This is a genomic window from Nostoc sp. NMS9, from assembly GCF_017114995.1.
Classification (GTDB): domain Bacteria; phylum Cyanobacteriota; class Cyanobacteriia; order Cyanobacteriales; family Nostocaceae; genus Nostoc.
Genome location: NZ_JABXKL010000032.1, coordinates 221,340 through 239,902, shown reverse-complemented (window position 1 = coordinate 239,902; position 18,563 = coordinate 221,340). Strand labels below are relative to the sequence as shown.

Genomic DNA, 18,563 nt, shown 5'->3' with positions numbered 1-18,563 from the left:
CTGGTAGCCTCACCTACGAGTCTAAGTCAAATGGTGCGCAAAGGCAGCAGTTCGATTTCATTATTGGTGCAGATGGTACAGGTTGTGTCGTTTGCCAAGCAATGGAGGAGCAGATTCCAGGATTCACTGTCGAGGCCCAATCATCTTCTTACTATTCCACGATGATTGAGCTTGATCGAATTGGCAATCAATGGGAGAAAACTATATTTATGTGCTCTCCGATGTCCGCATAAGCGTTGCAGGCGCGCTCGCGGAAGACAAAGATTTAGAAACACAAACAGTCCGTTGGTTCTCCATCGTCGGTAGTGATGTACCGCTGGAGTTCTCCTCGACCGCACAAGCACAGCAGTTTTTGGGCGATCGCGTGCCACAGTTGCTCGAATTTACCATTGAGGAGAAGATCGCCGAATTTGCTCAGCGCGCCTCTAGAAATATTGGTCGAAGACAAAGAAGTTATATTACCTAAAGGAGGTTATAGAAGCAAGCAACGAATTGAGCATGAAAGGAAAATAAATTTTAGAAAAGGTCGTTATTGGCATAACAGCGTAGAAGGACGTATTAGTTTTTTGAAACGATGTTTTGGGTTCCAACGTTGTTTGTATAGAGGAGATATAATGATTCTGGTGTAAAAAAGTTAATCCACAATTTTGATATTATATTTGACATAAATACTTGATTGTTTAAGCTATAAAATCTACTACTAAATCTCTGCCCTTGCTTAAGAATATTCTAGTACCAAAATATTACTGATACAGTGTGTCTAATTTCTGTACTCCTTAAGGAGACTACAATATATCTTTACAAAACAAAAAGACTGTTAGTATCATCGCTGTTTTGCAAAAATAAATCATTTTAAATTCCCAATATTTTCTCTTCTAAAGCCTAAATTAATTAATTGCGACTATAGAGCTTTTCGCGCATCCGATTGCAATTGTAATGGCTATGAAGAGAGTGGTCAAACTTGCGGAAAGTGTGGACATAATTATGGTATACACTAGTAAGTTACAAAATAAAAACCATTCCCATCATTATGGTGAGAATGGCAAAAAAATTAGGAGACACAACAGGAAAATTTAATCTCTGCAATTCTCATTAAAGTTAAGATTCGCTGGACTTAGCACTCATTTTATCTAACAGTTGAGTGATTTTTTTAGCTTTTTCAGGTTGACGCTGTTTTTGTAATAAATCTTTAGCTTGTAGCAGGTTAGTTTTAGCTTCTTCTTCTCGTTCTTGCTGCATGAAGATATTCGCCAGACGCAAGTAAGCATCAGGATTTTTCGGACTGCGGCGAATTACTTCCCGAAATAATTCTGTTGCTTCCTCTACTTGTCCTTGCTGGTTTAAAACATCTCCCAAAAACAAGCGTACTACGTCATTTGTAGAGTTGATGGAAATCACTTTGCGAAAAGCTGCTTCTGCACCTTGGTAATCTTTTGCTTCGGCAAGATTGATGCCTTTTTGAAACAAGTCTGAGGTGATCAAAGTTTTCCAAGCGAAATAGCCAAGGATTGACAGACTCAGAACAACTACAACAGCAGCGATAATCGAACTAGTGGGAAAGGTTTCTAGCATTGTCTAAGCCAAAAGACAGGCGATAGGAAAAATCAGATATTCCATAAAAAAGAGTTTCCAGATAAATTGGTAGAATTGAGCGATCGCACTTTTATCTTGTAAGTCTACCGTCAAACTCCGCAACCACAGCCAAGTCAACAGGCCCAAATGAGTAACTACCAGGAATATGGCGTTAACTGAGGCGACGTGTAGCACCCCAACCAGAATTATTCCCAAATAACAGGTTGTTATTACCCAAAGAGACAGATTGAACACAGCTTGGGGCCCAAGTTTGATGGTGAAAGTAGTAATATTGTATAGGCGATCGCCTTCCATATCGGGGATATCTTTAAAGATAGCGATCGCAAAGGTAAACACCAAAATAAATAATGTCAACACCCACACCACAGGCGGAATTGTTTGGCTTTGTTGCAACGCCCAACTGTAATGCAGATATAGCCCTAAGTTAACAATCGTACCGCGCACCGAAAAAATACACAGCGCCGCCCAAACGGGAAACTGTTTCAAGCGAATTGGCGGTAAAGAATAAGCAGTACCAATGGCCAAACTAATTGCTACCATACCCAATAAAAACGGGCCAGTTAGCCACGCCACAACTAGCGCCAAAATCCCAGTCAAAGCGACAATTAATTGCCCAGTTTGCTGGGAAAACTCACCAGACGCTAAGGGTAAATGAGGCTTATTAATCTTGTCAATTTCCACATCTTCTAATTGATTCAGCCCCACAATATAAACATTGCCACACAGACAACCAATCCATGCACCAAAGACAGGGAGTAGGGAATACGTAGAGACGCGATGAATCGCATCTCTACTGATGGCAATGGCAATTAAATATAAACCCAAAACACTCAGACTTGTACCAATAATTGTGTGAGGGCGAGAGAATTTCCAGAAAGCGTATAACCATTGGAAATATGATTGAACAGATTTGCCTGATAAAGGGCTGTTTTGAGAACTTTGGCTCATAAGTAGCTTAGATACAGTATTCTGGCTGGTTGTTAATCATTGTCACAGAATTTGGTCATTAGACTTCTTTCGTGAATCAATGAGCTTTCACCCTAAATCCCTCTTCCAAGCTTGAGAGAGGGACTTTGAAATTGGCTACCTTCTCCTCCGTGCCCTCTCTGCGACAAGCCGAAGCGTCTACGTTATTCTAAACTTATAACTTCTTGCGCCAACTCAAATCAAGAATGCGATTAATTTTATACAGTAAATCCGGCTGTCATTTATGTGAAGGCTTGCAAGAAAAGCTAGAACAAATCCAAAATCTTAGTTTCGAGTTGGAAGTTAGGGATATTACGACTCGTGAAGATTGGTTTGCTGCCTATGAGTATGAAGTGCCGGTACTTTATTTATCGAACTACAGAGGCACAGAGGATGAGGAGGGGAGTGAGAAATTATTGCCACGTCCTTCTCCTCGTGCTAGCGTGCAGCAGTTGGAGCAAATGTTGCGTAAATATTTAGCCAATTAGAAAAAAATAATGCAGAATAAGCGCAAGATCAAGAATGTGACGAGGTTCACAAAATGAAATTGCGGGAATTACTAGCAGCGGTAGACAGTGTTGAGCAATTGCCTAATTATCCAACTTTGGAAGATGTGGAAGTTAGGGGTTTAAAGACGAATTCTCATGCTTGTCGTGTGGGAGATTTGTTTATTGGGATGCCAGGAACGCGGGTTGATGGTGGGGAATTTTGGCAAAGTGCGATCGCATCGGGGGCTGTAGCTGCGATCGTTTCTCCCGAAGCTGCACAAAAAAATCCTCCCACAAATCAGGCTGTGGTCATTAGTGCAAGTAACATTACTCAAGCTTGTGCGCAGATAGCCAGTGCTTTTTATGGTTATCCGGGGCGAAAACTCAAGTTGGTAGGCGTAACTGGTACAAATGGCAAAACTACAACTACTCATTTGATTGAATTTCTACTCAACAAAGCTAATTTAGCTACAGCTTTGATGGGAACTCTCTACACTCGTTGGGCAGGTTTTGAGCAAACTGCTGCCCACACTACCCCTTTTGCAGTGGAACTGCAACAGCAGCTAGCAGAGGCTGTAAATGCTGGGAGTGAATTTGGGGTGATGGAAGTTAGTTCTCACGCTTTGTCCCAAGGTAGAGTGTTGGGTTGTGAATTTGAGGTGGCAGTATTTAGTAATCTTACTCAAGACCATCTCGACTATCACAGCGATATGGAAGATTACTTTGCCGCCAAAGCGTTGTTATTTAGTCCTAATTATCTCAAGGGACGGGCAATAATTAATGCTGATGATTTTTACGGAAAGCGGTTAATTGCGTCGTTGGATTCCGAACGGGTTTGGAGTTACAGTGTTAACGACAATAGCGCTGATTTATGGATGAGCGATTTAAGTTACCAGCCAAATGGTGTTAGTGGGACATTACATACACCAAAAGGTGACGTGGCTTTTCGATCGCCCCTAGTCGGACAATATAATTTAGAAAATCTTCTCGCAGCTGTAGGAGCAGTTTTGCACTTAGGGCTAGATTTGCAGTTAGTGGCATCTGTGATACCTGAGTTTCCCGGAGTTCCCGGACGGATGGAACGGGTACAGATTAGTACTGACCAAGATATTAGCGTGATTGTGGATTATGCCCACACGCCCGACAGCTTAGAAAATTTATTGAAAGCTGCGCGTCCGTTTATACCTGGTAAAGTGATTTGTGTATTTGGTTGTGGAGGCGATCGCGATCGCACTAAGCGCCCAAAAATGGGTAAAATCGCTGCTGAGTTAGCTGATGTGGCAGTGGTGACATCAGATAATCCCCGAACTGAAGACCCAGAAAGGATTTTGCAAGATATTTTGGCGGGAATAGCTGACACAGTGCAGCCAACAGTAATTTGCGATCGGGCGATCGCAATTCGTACCGCTATTTTACAAGCACAACCCGGTGATGGAGTATTGCTTGCTGGTAAAGGTCACGAAGACTACCAAATTCTCGGCACCGAAAAAATCCATTTTGACGACCGAGAACACGCACGCGACGCTTTACAGCAAAGACTTAACGTACAAGCTTAATTTGGGCATTGGGCATAAAAGGCAGAGGTGCAGAGGGGCAGAGGAGAAAAACTTACTGCAACTTCTCCCCTACTCCCTTGCGCTTCTGCTTCCCTGCTCCCCGACTCCCCTACTCCCTTGCGCCTCTGCTTCCCTGCTCCCCTACTCCCCTGCTCCCCTACTCCCCTGCTCCCCTACTCCCCTGCCCCTCTGCTCCCCCACTCCCCTCTAGGTAGAGTTTTTTATAGTTAATATTTCTTTCCGTGGGGATTTTGTAAAAAATGCACACATAAAGGTGAAAATCGAAGACAGAATTATTTCTTGCTTCATCCTTTTTGTGCTTGACTCATGAATGTTTCTCTGGCTAAGGATCTGTCTGTTTATCAACTGGTTATGGGAGTGCAAGCGCCTCCTAAACCATTGTCCCTCAGTCCTGCTACTCTGCTATCACTGGTGAGAGCGCAAATTGACTTACTCATTGAGCAGCAAATTGCAGCCACTCTCTGGGTGAAGCTACCACCAGATAAAATTTGGCAATCAGAATTAGCGCGTTATCAATCCTCGATAGGTGCGTCTAGTCTCATTTATACTTGCCAGATTGAGGAGAGTAGGAAAGGGGGAGCAGAGGAAGGAGGGGAAGACAAGGGAGAGGGAAGATTAAATATCTCCTCATCTCCTTCATCCCCATCATCTCATTATGTCCCCGTTCACCTACCACCAGATAGCCAAATGCGACGGGAAAACTTTCTGATGGTGTTATCGCCCCAGTTTTGCAGTTTAATTTTGGCTCATCGACCACTTAAAAAACGCAAAAATCAGACATTAGGGAAGGTAAATACTAATAAAAACCAGCCGTTGCTAATTATAACTACTGTTGAGGGGAGAGTAATTCAGCAAGTATTAAATAGTATCCAACAAGCGATTGCACCAGAATCATCCTCAATTTTACCTGCTAGTTTTATTTGTCCAACCGTGCCCGAAGGCGCACTTATGAATCAACTGTTGGCAAAACAACTCCTCCGACAAGATGAAATTAATCGTCAAATCATCACAGTACGCACTAATAAGTTGGAGCAGCAAAATCAAGAACTGCACAACAAAGAGCAACTCAAAGATGAATACCTGAAAAATGTCTGTCATGAACTGCGTATACCTTTGACGCACATGAAGACAGCACTTTCATTATTAAATTCCCCCAATCTTAAACCCCCACAACGACAACGTTATTTACAAATGTTAAATACCCAGTGCGATCAGCAAAACTCCCTGATTACTGGTTTCTTGGAACTGGTGCAGCTAGAACAGAATTTAGAGGGGACGACTTTGGAGTTGGTGCGTCTCTCAGAGATAGTACCTGGAGTAGTCAGTACCTACCAACCTGTAGCCCAAGAAAAAGGAATTATGCTAGCCTACACCGTACCGACTGAACTCCCATCTGTTTGGTGCGTGAGTGGTAAGCTGAGGCAAATTGTGATTAATCTGTTGCACAACAGCCTTAAGTTTACTCCTAATGGAGGTCAAGTATGGGTGCGTGCCCGTAATCAAGGTGATTATGTCCAATTAGAATTCCGCGACACAGGTATCGGTATTGCCGAAAACGAAATTCCCAAAATCTTTGATCGGTTTTATCGCGTGCGTACAGCAGCAACCGAAGATTATGGTGGTGCTGGGTTAGGGTTAACGATAATACAGCAATTGCTGCTGCGCTGTGGTGGATCTATTTCTGTAAAAAGTAAATTATCTGAAGGTTCTACCTTTACAGTGCAACTGGCAACTGTTGGTAATATCCCAAGAGCGATCGCGACAGAAAATGAGTTATGAGTTATGAGTGATGAGTTAAAAATTCATAACTCATCACTCATAACTTATAACCCCTACAGCTATTTTGCCTAACCTGCTGCAAACTCAGTAAACTTCCGCTTGTAGGGAGCATAAAAACCCAAAATAATATCTTATTTTGGCACTCCAGCATTATTAGCCATTAGTTTATAATCAAGAGTCCATAGTCAATAGTTAGTCTGATTCAGATATTTATGCCTAACCGAATGGCGGCAATTATGTAGCGAAAGATGTAGTCTAATAACTCAATATAATTACGAGCAGCTTCAAGAGAACAAGCCCAAACTGTCAAACCATGATCCCGAATTAGTAATGCGGATATTTGCGGTGGAGTAGTGGCAAAGCGTTGTTCAATATCACCAGCAATCTGGGCAACTTGGAGATGATTAGCAAAAATTGGTATTACACAATAGGGATTTTCTTGCCAAACTCCCAAACCTTTGAGCATTTCTAGCGGTGGTAAAGGTAAAGTATCATCTTCAACCAAGCGAGAAACCAAATTGCTCTCAATAGAATGTATATGATAACAAGCAAGTGATTCTGGAAACAGGCGGTAAAGTAGTTGATGAATAGCTGTTTCAGCTGAAGGTAGCTGCTGGGTAGCTAATGCTTCTATTTTGCCATCTGGAGCAATGAGAACAAAATCGTTGAGTAATAACTCACTCTTAGATTTACCACTAGCTGTAATCCAAAAACTACCATCGGCTAATCGAGTAGAGAGGTTGCCGGCAGTTCCTACCATCCAACCTTGTTGGTAAAAATACTGAGCAGTGGCAATTAGTTGCAAACGAGGATCTGCTATTGTTGGGTTTAACTCCATGATTTTGCTAAATAATCGCGGATTTGGAAAAAATCATTCCAGGGAATATAGGGTTTTTGGTGTTCATCTAAATATTGTGCTAAGGGAGGGCGTGCAAAGACAACAGAAGCTTGCAATCCCATATTTAAGTCGGTGATGGAGTCACCAATAGCGATCTTTTCATCGGCTGGGTACTGATCCATAACCTGCACCTTAGCGATCAGTTCTGTATCTCCTTCGTATTGAGAATTTACTTTTAAATAAGTACTGCTAATATCAACATCTACAGCATAAATTCTCTCTACTCTATGCACTATCGCATCCAAAACGACCTCTACCATTCCCCGTAGTCCCCCAGAAATTACTATTAATAAAACTCCCTGACACTCCAGAAAATCCAACAATTCTATAAACCCAGGACGCATCAATTGAGGTTTAGTAAATTCCAGAATTTCTGGATAACTTGCAGATGGAATTGATTGCAGAATTTCCTTGACACCCTCTCGCAGTGTCAGCCTTTTTGCATACATTTCAGGCAGTAGTTTTGCAGAAAGTACTGGTGCAAACTTTCTCAGAACCGCGACAAAAGTTTCGTCAACTGTAATAGTGCCATCAAAGTCACAAAAAACAATCCGCTTCATACTAATTTGTAACTTGTAATGTTTGATAATTTAGAATTTACCTCACCAGGGGTTGGCGGATGCGAATTTCTCTGCCTGTATATTGGGGTATCCAACCTTCTGTGGTGATGAAATAGCGTACTGCTTTCACCCGCCTTCCTGGGGTGAGATAAAACCAATGTTCGGTTCCGGCTGGGATGTTGATATATTCTTCTGGTTGTACTGTCAGTTCTACTTGACTACCATCAGAAAGTACAAAACCAAAAATTGCTTCTCCATCAATGATGTAGCGGACTTCATCATCTGCATGGGTATGAATTTGGTCAAACTTTGCCATTAACTCATCAAGGTTAGGAATCCCTTGATGAAGGACAACCAAATCACGAGATTTATAGCCGGCTGTCTGTTGTAGTTGCTCAAAGTAACTATCTATTGCTTTGAGTACTTGTTCTTTTTCATCTTCGTTGAGACTATTCTGTGCCAACAAATGTTGAAGTTTGGGGTTATCTGCTACAGCCAGGTGATTAATTTGAATATTCAGGGGGGCTAATTCCTGGGCAATGTGAATTAAATCGGTGTGGAGAGTTCCATTTTCTAGTTTGAGAACTGCCATTTTTGACCTCCAGTAAAATAGTTAAAATAAGGCTTTCGAGGCATAACTTGTAGGAGCAAATAAACTATTTAAAAAGTATTATTTCATATTTTGCAGGAGCGTTAATCACACCCGTAGCAGGTTCATATCTTGCTCCAAACCATTTTCTGTGCCTTGATATCTTGTCTATCTCTATTTGTACCGTCTTCTTAGGTAATTTCTATTATTAACGCGGTGAAACTTCTGCATTCAACCAATTGACAAAACCCTGATTAACTGTTGTCGGAGAAATTTCGGCGATAAAATTAGTATAAGTAATATGCTCTTGAATAAGTTTTTCTATTTCTAAAGCATAACTATCTTGAGTTTTGATAATTAAAACAACTTCTGGTTCTTCAGTAATTTCTCCTTGCCAACTATAAGCACAAGTAATCGGGAACCAATTGACACAAACTGCTAACTTACATTCCAGTAATGCCCGACCAATTTGGCGTGCTTCATCTGTATTATTTAAAGTTACATAGTAGAGTTTCATAAAAGTTTCCGACTTACAATTAAAGACATTTGTGCAATTCTCTTAACCTCTCACGGGGGAAGTGCAAGCAACATGAACAGCAGAAAGAAACGAGAGTTGTACGCTATCTCCAAATTTTTCTAGCTTCTGGCGCAATCCTGCAAATAGTAACTCTTTTGCTTGTGGCTCTAGTCTCCGAAAGGTACTCAAAAGCTTGAGGTAGTCATCAATGCTATAGGTGACTTCACACGCAGTTTGCTCGACAACCAACTTTTTAAAACAATTGGAGTCTAAAATCTCTTGTCCAAACCCCCTCAAAATCTCCGCTTGAACTTCCGCACCATCATATCGGGCAAATGAGGGAGCATAAGCTTGATACACTTCTTCGATCGCTTGGTAAACTTCGTATTTCGGTTCTGGGGTCAGATTCCATAGCAAAATAAGAAAACCGTTATCGCACATTGCCGATGCTGTCTTGGTATATCTAATCTCTGGCGGTATCCAGTGAAAGGCATTAGCAGATAGAACGGCATTGAACTGTTTTGCTTTTAGTTCCCACTCCTCAAATGAAGTATTGCAAATTGTAACTTTTGGATATTGATCGCAGTTGTGTTGTGCCAAATGACAAAAGTCCTGGTTTGGCTCAATACACGTCATTGAAAAACCAAATTGAGCAAAAGCCACCGTCGCATTTCCTGGACCACAACCAATTTCAAGAATCGACGCATCTGAGTCAAGTTGGGCTAAAGCCACAGACCGATCAATTAGTTCCTTTGGATAGCGTGCTCTTGCGTTGTAATAAACATCCGCAACAGGAGAATACCAAGTCCTTCGCTGTTCCAAATCCATAGAAGCTCTGGCATTTATTTCTTGTCTAAAGTCTTGCATAAGCTAGGGTGTGTCAGCGATGAAGTCCAATTTCATTTTAGAACCAGCAAGGGATCTGTCAAAATTTTTATTAAGGTTATTTTGAGTATTTTAACTGATTGACAAAAGGAATTTTATCTTAGTCTCTCATGAATGGTCTGGGACTGTTGTTGAAAGTGGTTGGGAGTGAAGCTGCCATATACGCTGTCATGACTTGTATCATGCTGCGTCGTCTTGTTGTCTAAAGATTTACTTTATAAATTGTCTCTTATGCAGTCTGTCACCCCTTCAGAAATTCTACATATTCCAGGTTGCTACTTCCTTTTAAAATTGGCAATTTTGCTGTTTATTTCCCGATACAGAACTTACTAAAAATCCTCTCTAAAACTGATTCTGTTACTTCTTCTCCGGTAATTTCTCCTAAAGCTTGAATCGCACCTCGTAAGTCAATTGTCCAAAAATCAAGAGGTAACTGCTGAACAATTGTTGCTTGTACTTCTTCCAAAGATATTTTAGCTTGAGTTAAGGCTGCTGCCTGTCTTTGGTTAATGGCTAAATCCATATCAACTGCTTGCACTTTTCCAGATTGAACTATCTCTAAAATTGCTGTTTCTAAAGCATCGATACCTTGATTTTGGGCTGCGGCTGTGACAATTTTAGATTTTGGATTTTGGATTTTTGATTGAAAAATTTTCCTATCGCTTTCTTCTACTAAATCGATTTTGTTAATAACTATAATCAACGGACGATGTTGCACCTGCTGATAAATTTCTTCATCGCCTTCTGTCCAACCTGCGGAAGCATCGATGGTAAGCAAGACTAAATCAGCTGCATTGGCGGCACGACGCGATCGCTCGACGCCAATTTTTTCCACTTGGTCTGTTGTTTCCCGAATCCCCGCAGTATCTAGCACTTGTACGGGAATTCCCCCGACAACTAACTGCGATTCCACCACATCGCGGGTTGTACCAGGTAAATCAGTCACAATGGCGCGATCGCTCCGGCTCCAAGCATTCAATAAGCTCGACTTACCCACATTTGGACGCCCAACAATTGCCACTTTTAAACCAGTGCGTAGCAACTCACCTTGATCTTTGGTTTCCAATAACCTAGTTATTTCTGCGGCAATTTTATCGATTGCTGAGATGATTGCTTTATCATCCAGCGGCGGAAGGTCTTCCTCAAAATCAATTCGAGCTTCAATTTCTGCCAAGATATCCAAACAGTTAGCGCGTAACTGCCGAATTGGATGAGCTAATTTTCCTTGTAAACCAGCTAAGGCACTTTGAGCCGCTTGGGGCGATTTAGCTCCCACTAAATCAGCAATACCTTCGGCTTGAGTTAAATCCAATCGTCCATTCAAAAAGGCGCGGAGAGTAAATTCTCCAGGTTGCGCTAGTCTGGCGCCGCTTTCCAAACACAGTTGTAATACCTGCTGCACTGCCATAATTCCCCCGTGGCAATGGAATTCTACAACATCTTCACGGGTGTAAGAACGGGGTGCTTTCATAATCAGCAACAAGGCTTCATCCACTATTTGTTGCGTCTGGGGATGGCGAATGTAACCGTAGAGAATCCGGTGACTTTCCCAAACTTGTCGCCCTGGTGCATGAAAGAGACTTTGGGCGATTGCCATTGCTTGAGAACCGGACACCCGCACAATGCCAACACTACCCTGTTGGGGGACAACAGCAGTGGCGATCGCGGCTATAGTTCCAGTAGTAGCAAACAGTTCTGACATCAGCGCCCTTTATTAAGAGTGAGGAGTGAGGAGTAAAAATCATAACTCATAATTCATAACTCATAACTCATAACTTTCTAAATGGTAAGTATTTAGACTAATGAGATACCAACTGGCAAGGTAAAATTTACTTGTAGGTCATGCCTGATAGTAAAGAGTTAAGAGCGAAGAGTTAGAGATGAAAATCATGACTCACAACTTATAACTCATAATTTTTAGAGAGAGGAATTTACTGTGGAGCAAAAGATTAACTGCGCTGTAGCCTGTGTTAACGGGTGTGTTTTAGGGAATAAATGCCCCAATATCGAGTTTAGAGAGTCAGCCGCAAAATTTATTCAAGAGACTCCTTTAGACAAAATGCTGGAGTTGGCACAAGAACGTCTGCGGAAAAAAATGACGGAACCGCCAAAATGGGTTTTTCCTGAAGATCCATAGCATTCGAGCTAACAGGCACAAGCAAGACAGCGTGGAAGTTAAATGGTATCTGGATCTATATTTAATTCTCGCAGTTTTGCTGCCAAGCGATCGCTACGTTGTTTCTGCTGTTGTGCCACTTCTTCCGGTGTGGGAATCAGTTCTCCTTCACGAGTGTAAAAGCGTAATTTTTCTTGAACAACCCCTAAATATAAACCTAGCTGTTGACTCCATAACCAGCCTTGGGGATTTTGTTCTAGCGGTTGATATTCACCATCCAGCAAATGGAACCCTGAAAATTCTAACGTTTCTGGGTCAAACCAGAAGTAATCTGGTGTGCGAAATATATCTTGGTAAATTTGTTTTTTTAAGCCTTTATCAGTGTCGCCTGTGCTATCTGAGATAATTTCTATAATTACATTGGGATATTTGCCATCTTCTTCCCAGACAACCCAACTTTTACGGGGTTTGCGTTCAGTCCCCAGTACGACAAAAAAATCTGGCCCCCGGAAATTTTCTGATTTGCGCTGGCGTGGACTGTAGTAGATGGTGAGATTACCCGATGCATAAAAATCTTTGCGATTTGGCCACAGCCACTCCAAACATTGGATGAGCAGTGTCATTTGCAACCGATGCAAGTCAGTTTCCAAAGGCGGTTCGTCACTATATAAATCCCCTGGGGGAAATATAACATTTTCTGGGGATTCTAAATCTTGGGCGACAGACATGGCAACAAGTGTCTCATTGCTATAAGTTTAGCGTAGCAGTCAGCCCAACTCTTAGAGACGCTGTTCGCGTTCAGGGAATTTAAAATTCAAAACTGGTCAGGGTTAAAGCATTCCACAGCACCTAATTATTCATCACCGCATCCAAAAGCACATTGGCATCAAAGCGGACTACATCGGTGCAAGGTAGCCCCGTTTCTGCTATTGTTTGAGCGATGCTTTCCTGAGCCGCAGATTCATCTAAATGGGCTGTGTTCAGCGCTATACCCACTACAGAAACACTTCCATAAGCACCACCAGCATTAGCAACAGTTTCATAAAGCCGAATCACCTCTGGTAAAGGTGGAATTATTACATGGGGATGATTACGTACATGAACTTGTCCCGCCCGATGTACTAATACCAGTTGGGTTGGTTGCGAACCACGGATTAGGGGTAGAGTTGCCGTTGAACCAGGGTGTAGCAGCGAACCTTGTCCTTCAATATGCAAGATGTCGTAGTTTTTGCCATAGCGCATAACTATCTGTTCCACAGCACCAGCTGCAAAATCTACCCGCACGGCATCTAAAGCCACGCCGTCTCCTTCTAACATCACCCCAGTTTGACCGGTGGCGAGGAATTTAGAACGCCAACCCCGCAGTTTTGATGCCCAATGTAACTCTAGGCTAGTTGACATTTTACCGATCGCCATGTCGGTTCCTACAGTTAATATGCGCCGACATGGGAGAGTGCGTGCTATTCCACTAGCAACACTGATATTAGACGGCTCTTTTCGCACATCCCAAATTAGTTGCCCAGGTTTGAGCAGTGCATTTAATTCTGGGATACTTGCCATTGGTGTATGTAATCCATTCACCAGAGACATTCCCGCTTCTAAAGCGTCTTTGATTTCTAGCCAGTAATCATCTGGTACAGCACCACCTCCTGGAGCAATACCAATTACTAAAACTTCTGGTTTGTACTCTAGGGCTGCGGCTACCGATGCCACAATCGACACATCACGCTTGATACCTGTTAATTCTGGTAGGGATTTACCAGCACACTCGCGATCGATTACGGCTACAATTGGGGCTTCACTGTAACGTAAAATTGCTAGCCCTGTTTTGCCGTGAGTCCCAATAGTCCCTTCATGTAGCAAGATAGCTACTCGTTGATTAAGTGGTAGACGCACTGTGTTGTACTCCCAAACCTGGTAAATCGTTTGGCAAAACTTTTCCTTCTTTTAGCAATGCACCCGTAAAAGGGTCATCAATTAAGTTAAGGTGACTGTCTAAATCTAAATAATCAGCTAGTGAGGCCAGCTGTAATGCTGCTGTATTAGCTAGCGAACTGTCAGAATAGCAACCGAACATTACTTGCAACCGATATGCTCGTGCTGTATGTACCATTCGCATTGCCTCTGTTAGCCCCCCTGATTTCATTAGTTTGATATTAATGCCATCCACGTAATTTGCCAAATCGGGAATATCAGCGCTGGTGAAACAACTTTCATCGACAAAGATGGGGAGGGGAGAGTGTTCTTTGAGTTTTGCTAAACTTTTTTCCTGCCCTCGTGGCAATGGCTGTTCTACATACTTTATACCTAAATCAGCCAGCCAATTGCACATGGCGATCGCATCTTCTAAACTCCAACCTCCGTTGGCATCAACAAAAAATTCTAGTTCAGGTGCTTCTTCTCGCACCGCTAAGAGCATTTTTTGATCTGCATCTATGCCATCTGGACTACCTAGCTTCACCTTAAAAAGGCGGACATCTGTAAACTTTAACCAGTCTCGCGCTCTCGCCCTAGCGCCTTCAGGTGAATTAATCCCAATTGTGACTGAAGTCGGTACTATTTGATTGCGATCGAGTCCCCAAAGTTGCCACAAGGGTAATCCTACGCGCTTACCCAACCAGTCGTGCATTGCCATATCTAAGGCAGCTCTTGCAGCAGAAGGAACCTGGTTTTGTGTTAAAACTTGCTCAATTTCCTGACGTTGTAAAGGGCTGAATGTTTTTAACAGTGGCACAACTTGCTCTAGAGCGTCTTTGATTGCATCAGTTGATTGCCGATGATTACCCACACCAAATGGCGATGCTTCCCCCCACCCTTCGATATCATCTTGTGAAATCCTCACCCATACATTTGTTGTCTGTGCCGTTGTACCCCGACTAATAGTCAACGGAAATCTCTTGTTTACAGTAAATAAATTTACATTTATTTGCATATTTATTATACATATTATGCTGGTGCCAAAGTCAGTGTAAGTTTAAAGTTTAGATTATCAGATGCATCTGTTATACTTTTTTACATTCATTACAAATTTTTTATACATACATTTTATTTAGTTTATGAACAACTTAAAGAAATGGAAGATTTTAAAATCAAAAATGGTTTTAGATAATCCTTGGTGTCAGGTAAGGCAAGATGAAATAGAATTACCGAATGGTAAAATTATAGATGATTATTTTGTCAGTATTAAGCCTGACGTTGCAATGATTTTACCTATCACTAGTAATAGAGAAATTATTTTTGTCCGGCAATATAGACACGCCGTAGGTGAATTTTTCTTGGAACTGCCAGCAGGGAATTTCGATCCTGCAAAAGAGAGTGCAGAGGTAGCGGCAATTAGAGAACTGAGAGAAGAGACTGGTTATATTCCCCAAAAATTTAGAAAAATTGCAACTCTATACGATAAGCCGAGTAAAGACACCAATCAAATACATTTATTTTTAGCAGAAAATGTAAGCAAGGTTGGAGAGCAGCAACTAGATATTACAGAAGAAATTGAAATTGTATTTATTCCCGTAGAATCAGTTTTAGATAAAATTATTCAAAGAGAAATTTCTGTTGCAGGAACTATAGCGGCTCTCTTTTTGGGTTTAAATTTGCTAAATTTTTAGTAATAATCTAAGAGTAATTATTATGTTTGTCTTTACAGTAACTGCTGATACTTTCCTGAAAGTTCGTCCAAGTGAGTTAGCGGAACTAGCTGAAGATGAAAAACTTCTCATTCAAGTCAAAAGTGTCTTGGAGGTAATTTCTTATGCTGAGGAGGAAGAATATTACAGAATTACTTTAAAAAAGTCTATCAAAGGCAAAGATACATGGTTTGTCCGTAAGAAGTATATTAAGATATCTGTTTTACAGGATTTATCTGAATACACTCCAAGACCCGCGACATCAGCTGGACTACCAGACGTGGTACTATACCAACCTAGACCAACGACATCAAATGAACCACCAGACAAGGTATTATTCCAACCTAGACCACCTATACTACTAGGGTCGCCGATACCCCAGACTCAAGGCTCTACAAGTTTTTGGAAGAAGCTGTTACCGGCTAAAATCAACTTAGAAAATATTAGTAAAGCCTTGAAGTTTTTGGGTGACGGTTTTGATAGTAAATCCATTAAGTTAAACGTAGAAGCCAATAGTAATGTTCCAGTAAGTGAGTTGGGTTGGGATAGTAGCGAAATCAAGGATGAAGAAGAAGTTATTAAGCAGTTAAAAGCGCAACTACAAGAAACCCCAACTATTCAAGAACGATCTTCACAACCTGCTGATATAACGAAAGATTTGGTGGATTGCAGTGTGTTCAGTCCTTCTTCTGTAACTCCAGGCGATATGTTCCTTATCCAAGTCTTTATTCATCTTCCTGAACAAGTTGAATTTGCCAAACAGAATGCTCAACAATTTGATCCTGATGCTAAACAGTTAGGAGCAAGAAGTTTAGGATTACCTATTAAACGGGGAAGTGAACTAACTTTTAACCTGTCCATTCCAAAACTAGAAGTAGATGATCCAATTCAAAAGTTGAGTTGGAATGGTAGAGCAGATTCTATTCAATTTGGGGTCACGGTTCCTGCTGATATCACTCAGAAAACAGTCATTGGAACTGTTACTGTAAGCCAAAATACAATTCCCCTTGGTCATCTAAAATTCAAGTTATCGATTATTCCTTCTGCATCTTCTACATCCAAAGACCCTCAGCTAGTAGGAGAAGTTGCTCGACATTATAGAAAAGCATTCGTATCTTACTCTTCTAAAGATCGGATAGAAGTTCTTAAAAGGGTGCAGGGACTAGCTGTAAGTGGTATTACAGTTTTTCAAGATATCCTTAATTTAGAACCTGGCGATCGCTGGGAGCAAGAACTTTATCGCAACATTGATGAGTGCGATCTGTTTCTACTATTTTGGTCTACTGCTGCAAAAGAATCGCCGTGGGTGCTTAAAGAAGTATTGTATGCTCTTGAGAGACAAGGTTCTGATGGATTGCGTTCCCCCGAAATTATTCCTGTAATCATAGAAGGGCCACCGCCTGTTCCTCCACCTCCTGAATTGCAGAATCTCCATTTTAATGACAAACTTCTTTACTTAATGGCGACACCTAAATAGCAGATGGCAATCCAAATTCAAACTTGAGAAAATACGGAGATTAAAAGTACGAGTTTTTAAGCCTTTCAGCTATTTTATCTCATAAATGATTAGGATTCTTATAGTTACGCATAGCGAGATTCGCCAAGCAGGTGGTGATGTAATCCGAACATCCGGTAGAAGTGCTCATCATGCAACATTGAGGGGTTTAAACCCGCAACAAATTAGTCAACTCCTTACACCTACTGTTCCTAATCCAGCAATATAGCAGTTATAGTTTGGATCGCCTATAATGATTACCCCTAGAGTTTTTGCAGATTTTCATAATGCTGATGCTAAAGGGCGTTTGCGTTTGAATTGTATTGGTACAATCGAAGACTTGGCGAATCAAAGTATTGAGCTACGAGATGGACAGTTGCTCACGGTATATAGCGAGGATTTGGAAGTTAATGGAGTGGTGCAGTTCTCCGAAGAGGAAGAGAAGTTGTGGGTTGCTGCATTGATTGGCATCGAATCAGACAAGTTGAGGATTTTGTTGTGCAGGCACAAGTTTGAGTATCCACGCCAGCTAGTTTTTTAGTTTTTTACCTAGCCCATTGCTGCAAGATGTAATCATAAAAAGCATCTTTATCTACTTTATCCATCGCATAAATCTTTCGACCACCAGGAACTACTTTAGTACGCCCCTGACTAAGACCAGTGGTGATAATTTCTGTTTCCCATTCGCGCAGTTGATAAAATTCTGGATGTCCCAAATAAGCCGTTGCCAACACATCCCAAAAATAATAATCTTGGGGGATAACTAGTGCATAACATTGTCCGGCTAAATCAGAGATGGGATAGTGGCGTTGTCGTCCCATTTTGTATACTAACTCCGATGTGACTGGGACATTGTTAGTTAAATCCAAAGGACACATAATAATTTCAATTTGGGTTTGCCACACCCGCGCTGCTGAAATTGCGTCCCAATAAACATTCCATTCGGCGGAACCATCTTGTCCTGCTTCTAGGCTTTTTTCCACATTGCCACCAACATTCAACGCACCCCCCATCCACACAATCTTGTGAATCTTTGCTTCAATGTCTGGTGCTTTGTCCAAAGCCACTGCAACCGTGGTCAATGGCCCAGTTACCATCAATGTTACGGGGCTTGATGCCTCCCGTAACACCTGTATCATGAAATCTTGACCTGTTTCGGCAACCAATGGCGTGGTGATGGTTTCCCTTTGATTGAGAATGGGGAGATGGTCAACGATAAACGAATCACGGCGATAGAGAGTAGGAAATGGATTGATACCGCGCACAGTGCTTTCTGCTACCGGGATATGAGAAAATCCCATCAAATCTATAATTTTACGTGTGGCGCTAACAGCCGGTTGAACGTAACAATCTGCTGGAGTGACGACAATACCAAGGAGTTCAATATGATCCATCGTCAACAGCAGCATAGTTGCTAGATAATCATCTACACCGCCATCGTGATCCATTAATACGAATTGTTTTGTCATAAAAG

General features: G+C 41.7%; 20 protein-coding genes and 1 pseudogene. 9 read left to right on the top strand and 12 right to left on the bottom strand.

The genetic code is table 11. The annotated features are described in order from the left end of the window. The first annotated feature begins 190 nt into the window (after nucleotides 1-190). Both HWQ40_RS11825 and HWQ40_RS11820 read left to right on the top strand, forming a co-directional pair. Nucleotides 191-466, top strand: a complete 276-nt coding sequence (locus tag HWQ40_RS11825) for a hypothetical protein (RefSeq protein ID WP_292777913.1) — start codon at nucleotides 191-193, stop codon at nucleotides 464-466. Next, nucleotides 447-614: pseudogene (locus tag HWQ40_RS11820) on the top strand (ISNCY family transposase); the annotation flags it as partial. The gene HWQ40_RS11825 and the pseudogene HWQ40_RS11820, both read left to right, overlap by 20 nt. Before the next feature lie 484 nt (nucleotides 615-1,098). Here the strand turns inward: HWQ40_RS11820 and HWQ40_RS11815 are convergent. Together HWQ40_RS11815 and HWQ40_RS11810 are read right to left on the bottom strand one after the other, a co-directional pair. Then, nucleotides 1,099-1,572 (bottom strand): tetratricopeptide repeat protein, encoded by a 474-nt coding sequence (locus HWQ40_RS11815; protein WP_292777911.1) that lies wholly within the window; start codon nucleotides 1,570-1,572, stop codon nucleotides 1,099-1,101. A 3-nt stretch (nucleotides 1,573-1,575) separates the two neighbouring features. Beyond that, on the bottom strand, nucleotides 1,576-2,541 hold the full coding sequence (locus tag HWQ40_RS11810; protein WP_292777910.1) for a homogentisate phytyltransferase: 966 nt from the start codon (nucleotides 2,539-2,541) through the stop codon (nucleotides 1,576-1,578). A gap of 224 nt (nucleotides 2,542-2,765) precedes the next feature. Between HWQ40_RS11810 and HWQ40_RS11805 the strand changes: the two genes are divergently transcribed. The 3 genes from HWQ40_RS11805 (at nucleotide 2,766) to HWQ40_RS11795 (ending at nucleotide 6,403) form a co-directional block, all read left to right on the top strand. Then, on the top strand, nucleotides 2,766-3,047 hold the full coding sequence (locus HWQ40_RS11805) for a glutaredoxin family protein (protein ID WP_292777908.1): 282 nt from the start codon (nucleotides 2,766-2,768) through the stop codon (nucleotides 3,045-3,047). Between the two features lie 53 nt (nucleotides 3,048-3,100). Then, nucleotides 3,101-4,603, top strand: coding sequence for a UDP-N-acetylmuramoyl-L-alanyl-D-glutamate--2,6-diaminopimelate ligase (locus tag HWQ40_RS11800; protein WP_292777905.1), 1,503 nt, complete (start codon nucleotides 3,101-3,103; stop codon nucleotides 4,601-4,603). Nucleotides 4,604-4,930: 327 nt separating this feature from the next. Next, on the top strand, nucleotides 4,931-6,403 hold the full coding sequence (locus tag HWQ40_RS11795) for a DICT sensory domain-containing protein (protein WP_292777903.1): 1,473 nt from the start codon (nucleotides 4,931-4,933) through the stop codon (nucleotides 6,401-6,403). 202 nt (nucleotides 6,404-6,605) lie between these two features. Here HWQ40_RS11795 and mtnB read toward each other — a convergent pair whose 3' ends face one another. The 6 genes from mtnB to mnmE all read right to left on the bottom strand — a co-directional run bounded on the left by mtnB (nucleotide 6,606) and on the right by mnmE (nucleotide 11,554). After that, a complete protein-coding gene (mtnB, locus tag HWQ40_RS11790) occupies nucleotides 6,606-7,241 on the bottom strand; it encodes a methylthioribulose 1-phosphate dehydratase (RefSeq protein ID WP_292777901.1) in 636 nt (211 codons plus the stop codon). Continuing rightward, the gene (locus HWQ40_RS11785; protein ID WP_292777900.1) at nucleotides 7,232-7,861 is read right to left on the bottom strand and encodes an HAD-IB family phosphatase; all 630 of its coding nucleotides are present in this window, start codon (nucleotides 7,859-7,861) and stop codon (nucleotides 7,232-7,234) included. Before HWQ40_RS11785 ends, mtnB begins: the two co-directional genes overlap by 10 nt. A 37-nt stretch (nucleotides 7,862-7,898) precedes the next feature. Further along, on the bottom strand, nucleotides 7,899-8,453 hold the full coding sequence (locus tag HWQ40_RS11780; RefSeq protein WP_292777897.1) for an acireductone dioxygenase: 555 nt from the start codon (nucleotides 8,451-8,453) through the stop codon (nucleotides 7,899-7,901). 205 nt (nucleotides 8,454-8,658) lie between these two features. Next, on the bottom strand, nucleotides 8,659-8,967 hold the full coding sequence (gene cutA, locus HWQ40_RS11775) for a divalent-cation tolerance protein CutA (RefSeq protein ID WP_292777896.1): 309 nt from the start codon (nucleotides 8,965-8,967) through the stop codon (nucleotides 8,659-8,661). A gap of 42 nt (nucleotides 8,968-9,009) precedes the next feature. After that, a complete protein-coding gene (locus HWQ40_RS11770) occupies nucleotides 9,010-9,834 on the bottom strand; it encodes a class I SAM-dependent methyltransferase (RefSeq protein WP_292777894.1) in 825 nt (274 codons plus the stop codon). A gap of 325 nt (nucleotides 9,835-10,159) precedes the next feature. Then, a complete protein-coding gene (gene mnmE / locus HWQ40_RS11765; RefSeq protein ID WP_292777893.1) occupies nucleotides 10,160-11,554 on the bottom strand; it encodes a tRNA uridine-5-carboxymethylaminomethyl(34) synthesis GTPase MnmE in 1,395 nt (464 codons plus the stop codon). A gap of 234 nt (nucleotides 11,555-11,788) precedes the next feature. Here mnmE and HWQ40_RS11760 point away from each other — a divergent pair, with 234 nt between their 5' ends. After that, entirely contained in the window at nucleotides 11,789-11,989 is a 201-nt protein-coding gene (locus tag HWQ40_RS11760) for a hypothetical protein (protein WP_292777892.1), read from the top strand. 38 nt (nucleotides 11,990-12,027) lie between these two features. Here HWQ40_RS11760 and HWQ40_RS11755 read toward each other — a convergent pair whose 3' ends face one another. From HWQ40_RS11755 to HWQ40_RS11745, 3 genes are all read right to left on the bottom strand, one after another. Continuing rightward, nucleotides 12,028-12,696 (bottom strand): Uma2 family endonuclease, encoded by a 669-nt coding sequence (locus HWQ40_RS11755; RefSeq protein WP_292777890.1) that lies wholly within the window; start codon nucleotides 12,694-12,696, stop codon nucleotides 12,028-12,030. A 121-nt stretch (nucleotides 12,697-12,817) separates the two neighbouring features. Next, nucleotides 12,818-13,864 (bottom strand): DUF1611 domain-containing protein, encoded by a 1,047-nt coding sequence (locus HWQ40_RS11750; RefSeq protein ID WP_292777889.1) that lies wholly within the window; start codon nucleotides 13,862-13,864, stop codon nucleotides 12,818-12,820. Then, nucleotides 13,848-14,900 carry a dipeptide epimerase gene (locus HWQ40_RS11745; RefSeq protein ID WP_292777888.1) on the bottom strand — a complete coding sequence of 351 codons (1,053 nt, stop codon included), beginning with the start codon at nucleotides 14,898-14,900 and terminating at the stop codon, nucleotides 13,848-13,850. The genes HWQ40_RS11750 and HWQ40_RS11745 overlap by 17 nt, the downstream gene beginning before the upstream one ends. Before the next feature lie 124 nt (nucleotides 14,901-15,024). Between HWQ40_RS11745 and HWQ40_RS11740 the strand changes: the two genes are divergently transcribed. From HWQ40_RS11740 to HWQ40_RS11730, 3 genes are all read left to right on the top strand, one after another. Then, a complete protein-coding gene (locus HWQ40_RS11740) occupies nucleotides 15,025-15,576 on the top strand; it encodes an NUDIX hydrolase (protein ID WP_292777886.1) in 552 nt (183 codons plus the stop codon). A 22-nt stretch (nucleotides 15,577-15,598) separates the two neighbouring features. Then, a complete protein-coding gene (locus HWQ40_RS11735; protein WP_292777884.1) occupies nucleotides 15,599-17,071 on the top strand; it encodes a toll/interleukin-1 receptor domain-containing protein in 1,473 nt (490 codons plus the stop codon). A 271-nt stretch (nucleotides 17,072-17,342) separates the two neighbouring features. Further along, a complete protein-coding gene (locus tag HWQ40_RS11730; protein WP_292777881.1) occupies nucleotides 17,343-17,630 on the top strand; it encodes a hypothetical protein in 288 nt (95 codons plus the stop codon). Between the two features lie 4 nt (nucleotides 17,631-17,634). On the opposite strand, the gene HWQ40_RS11725 is transcribed toward HWQ40_RS11730, so the two are convergent. Then, nucleotides 17,635-18,558, bottom strand: coding sequence for a nucleoside hydrolase (locus HWQ40_RS11725; protein ID WP_292777879.1), 924 nt, complete (start codon nucleotides 18,556-18,558; stop codon nucleotides 17,635-17,637). Between the last annotated feature and the right edge of the window lie 5 nt (nucleotides 18,559-18,563).

Coding starts and splice junctions, on each gene's coding strand:
- HWQ40_RS11735 (WP_292777884.1), top strand. CDS start 15,599: ATGTTTGTCTTTACAGTAACTGCTGATACTTTCCTGAAAGTTCGTCCA.
- HWQ40_RS11825 (WP_292777913.1), top strand. CDS start 191: ATGGGAGAAAACTATATTTATGTGCTCTCCGATGTCCGCATAAGCGTT.
- HWQ40_RS11730 (WP_292777881.1), top strand. CDS start 17,343: ATGATTACCCCTAGAGTTTTTGCAGATTTTCATAATGCTGATGCTAAA.
- HWQ40_RS11725 (WP_292777879.1), bottom strand. CDS start 18,558: ATGACAAAACAATTCGTATTAATGGATCACGATGGCGGTGTAGATGAT.
- HWQ40_RS11795 (WP_292777903.1), top strand. CDS start 4,931: ATGAATGTTTCTCTGGCTAAGGATCTGTCTGTTTATCAACTGGTTATG.
- HWQ40_RS11780 (WP_292777897.1), bottom strand. CDS start 8,453: ATGGCAGTTCTCAAACTAGAAAATGGAACTCTCCACACCGATTTAATT.
- HWQ40_RS11785 (WP_292777900.1), bottom strand. CDS start 7,861: ATGAAGCGGATTGTTTTTTGTGACTTTGATGGCACTATTACAGTTGAC.
- HWQ40_RS11740 (WP_292777886.1), top strand. CDS start 15,025: ATGAACAACTTAAAGAAATGGAAGATTTTAAAATCAAAAATGGTTTTA.
- cutA (WP_292777896.1), bottom strand. CDS start 8,967: ATGAAACTCTACTATGTAACTTTAAATAATACAGATGAAGCACGCCAA.
- HWQ40_RS11800 (WP_292777905.1), top strand. CDS start 3,101: ATGAAATTGCGGGAATTACTAGCAGCGGTAGACAGTGTTGAGCAATTG.
- mtnB (WP_292777901.1), bottom strand. CDS start 7,241: ATGGAGTTAAACCCAACAATAGCAGATCCTCGTTTGCAACTAATTGCC.
- HWQ40_RS11805 (WP_292777908.1), top strand. CDS start 2,766: ATGCGATTAATTTTATACAGTAAATCCGGCTGTCATTTATGTGAAGGC.
- HWQ40_RS11745 (WP_292777888.1), bottom strand. CDS start 14,900: ATGCAAATAAATGTAAATTTATTTACTGTAAACAAGAGATTTCCGTTG.
- HWQ40_RS11810 (WP_292777910.1), bottom strand. CDS start 2,541: ATGAGCCAAAGTTCTCAAAACAGCCCTTTATCAGGCAAATCTGTTCAA.
- HWQ40_RS11815 (WP_292777911.1), bottom strand. CDS start 1,572: ATGCTAGAAACCTTTCCCACTAGTTCGATTATCGCTGCTGTTGTAGTT.
- mnmE (WP_292777893.1), bottom strand. CDS start 11,554: ATGTCAGAACTGTTTGCTACTACTGGAACTATAGCCGCGATCGCCACT.
- HWQ40_RS11770 (WP_292777894.1), bottom strand. CDS start 9,834: ATGCAAGACTTTAGACAAGAAATAAATGCCAGAGCTTCTATGGATTTG.
- HWQ40_RS11755 (WP_292777890.1), bottom strand. CDS start 12,696: ATGTCTGTCGCCCAAGATTTAGAATCCCCAGAAAATGTTATATTTCCC.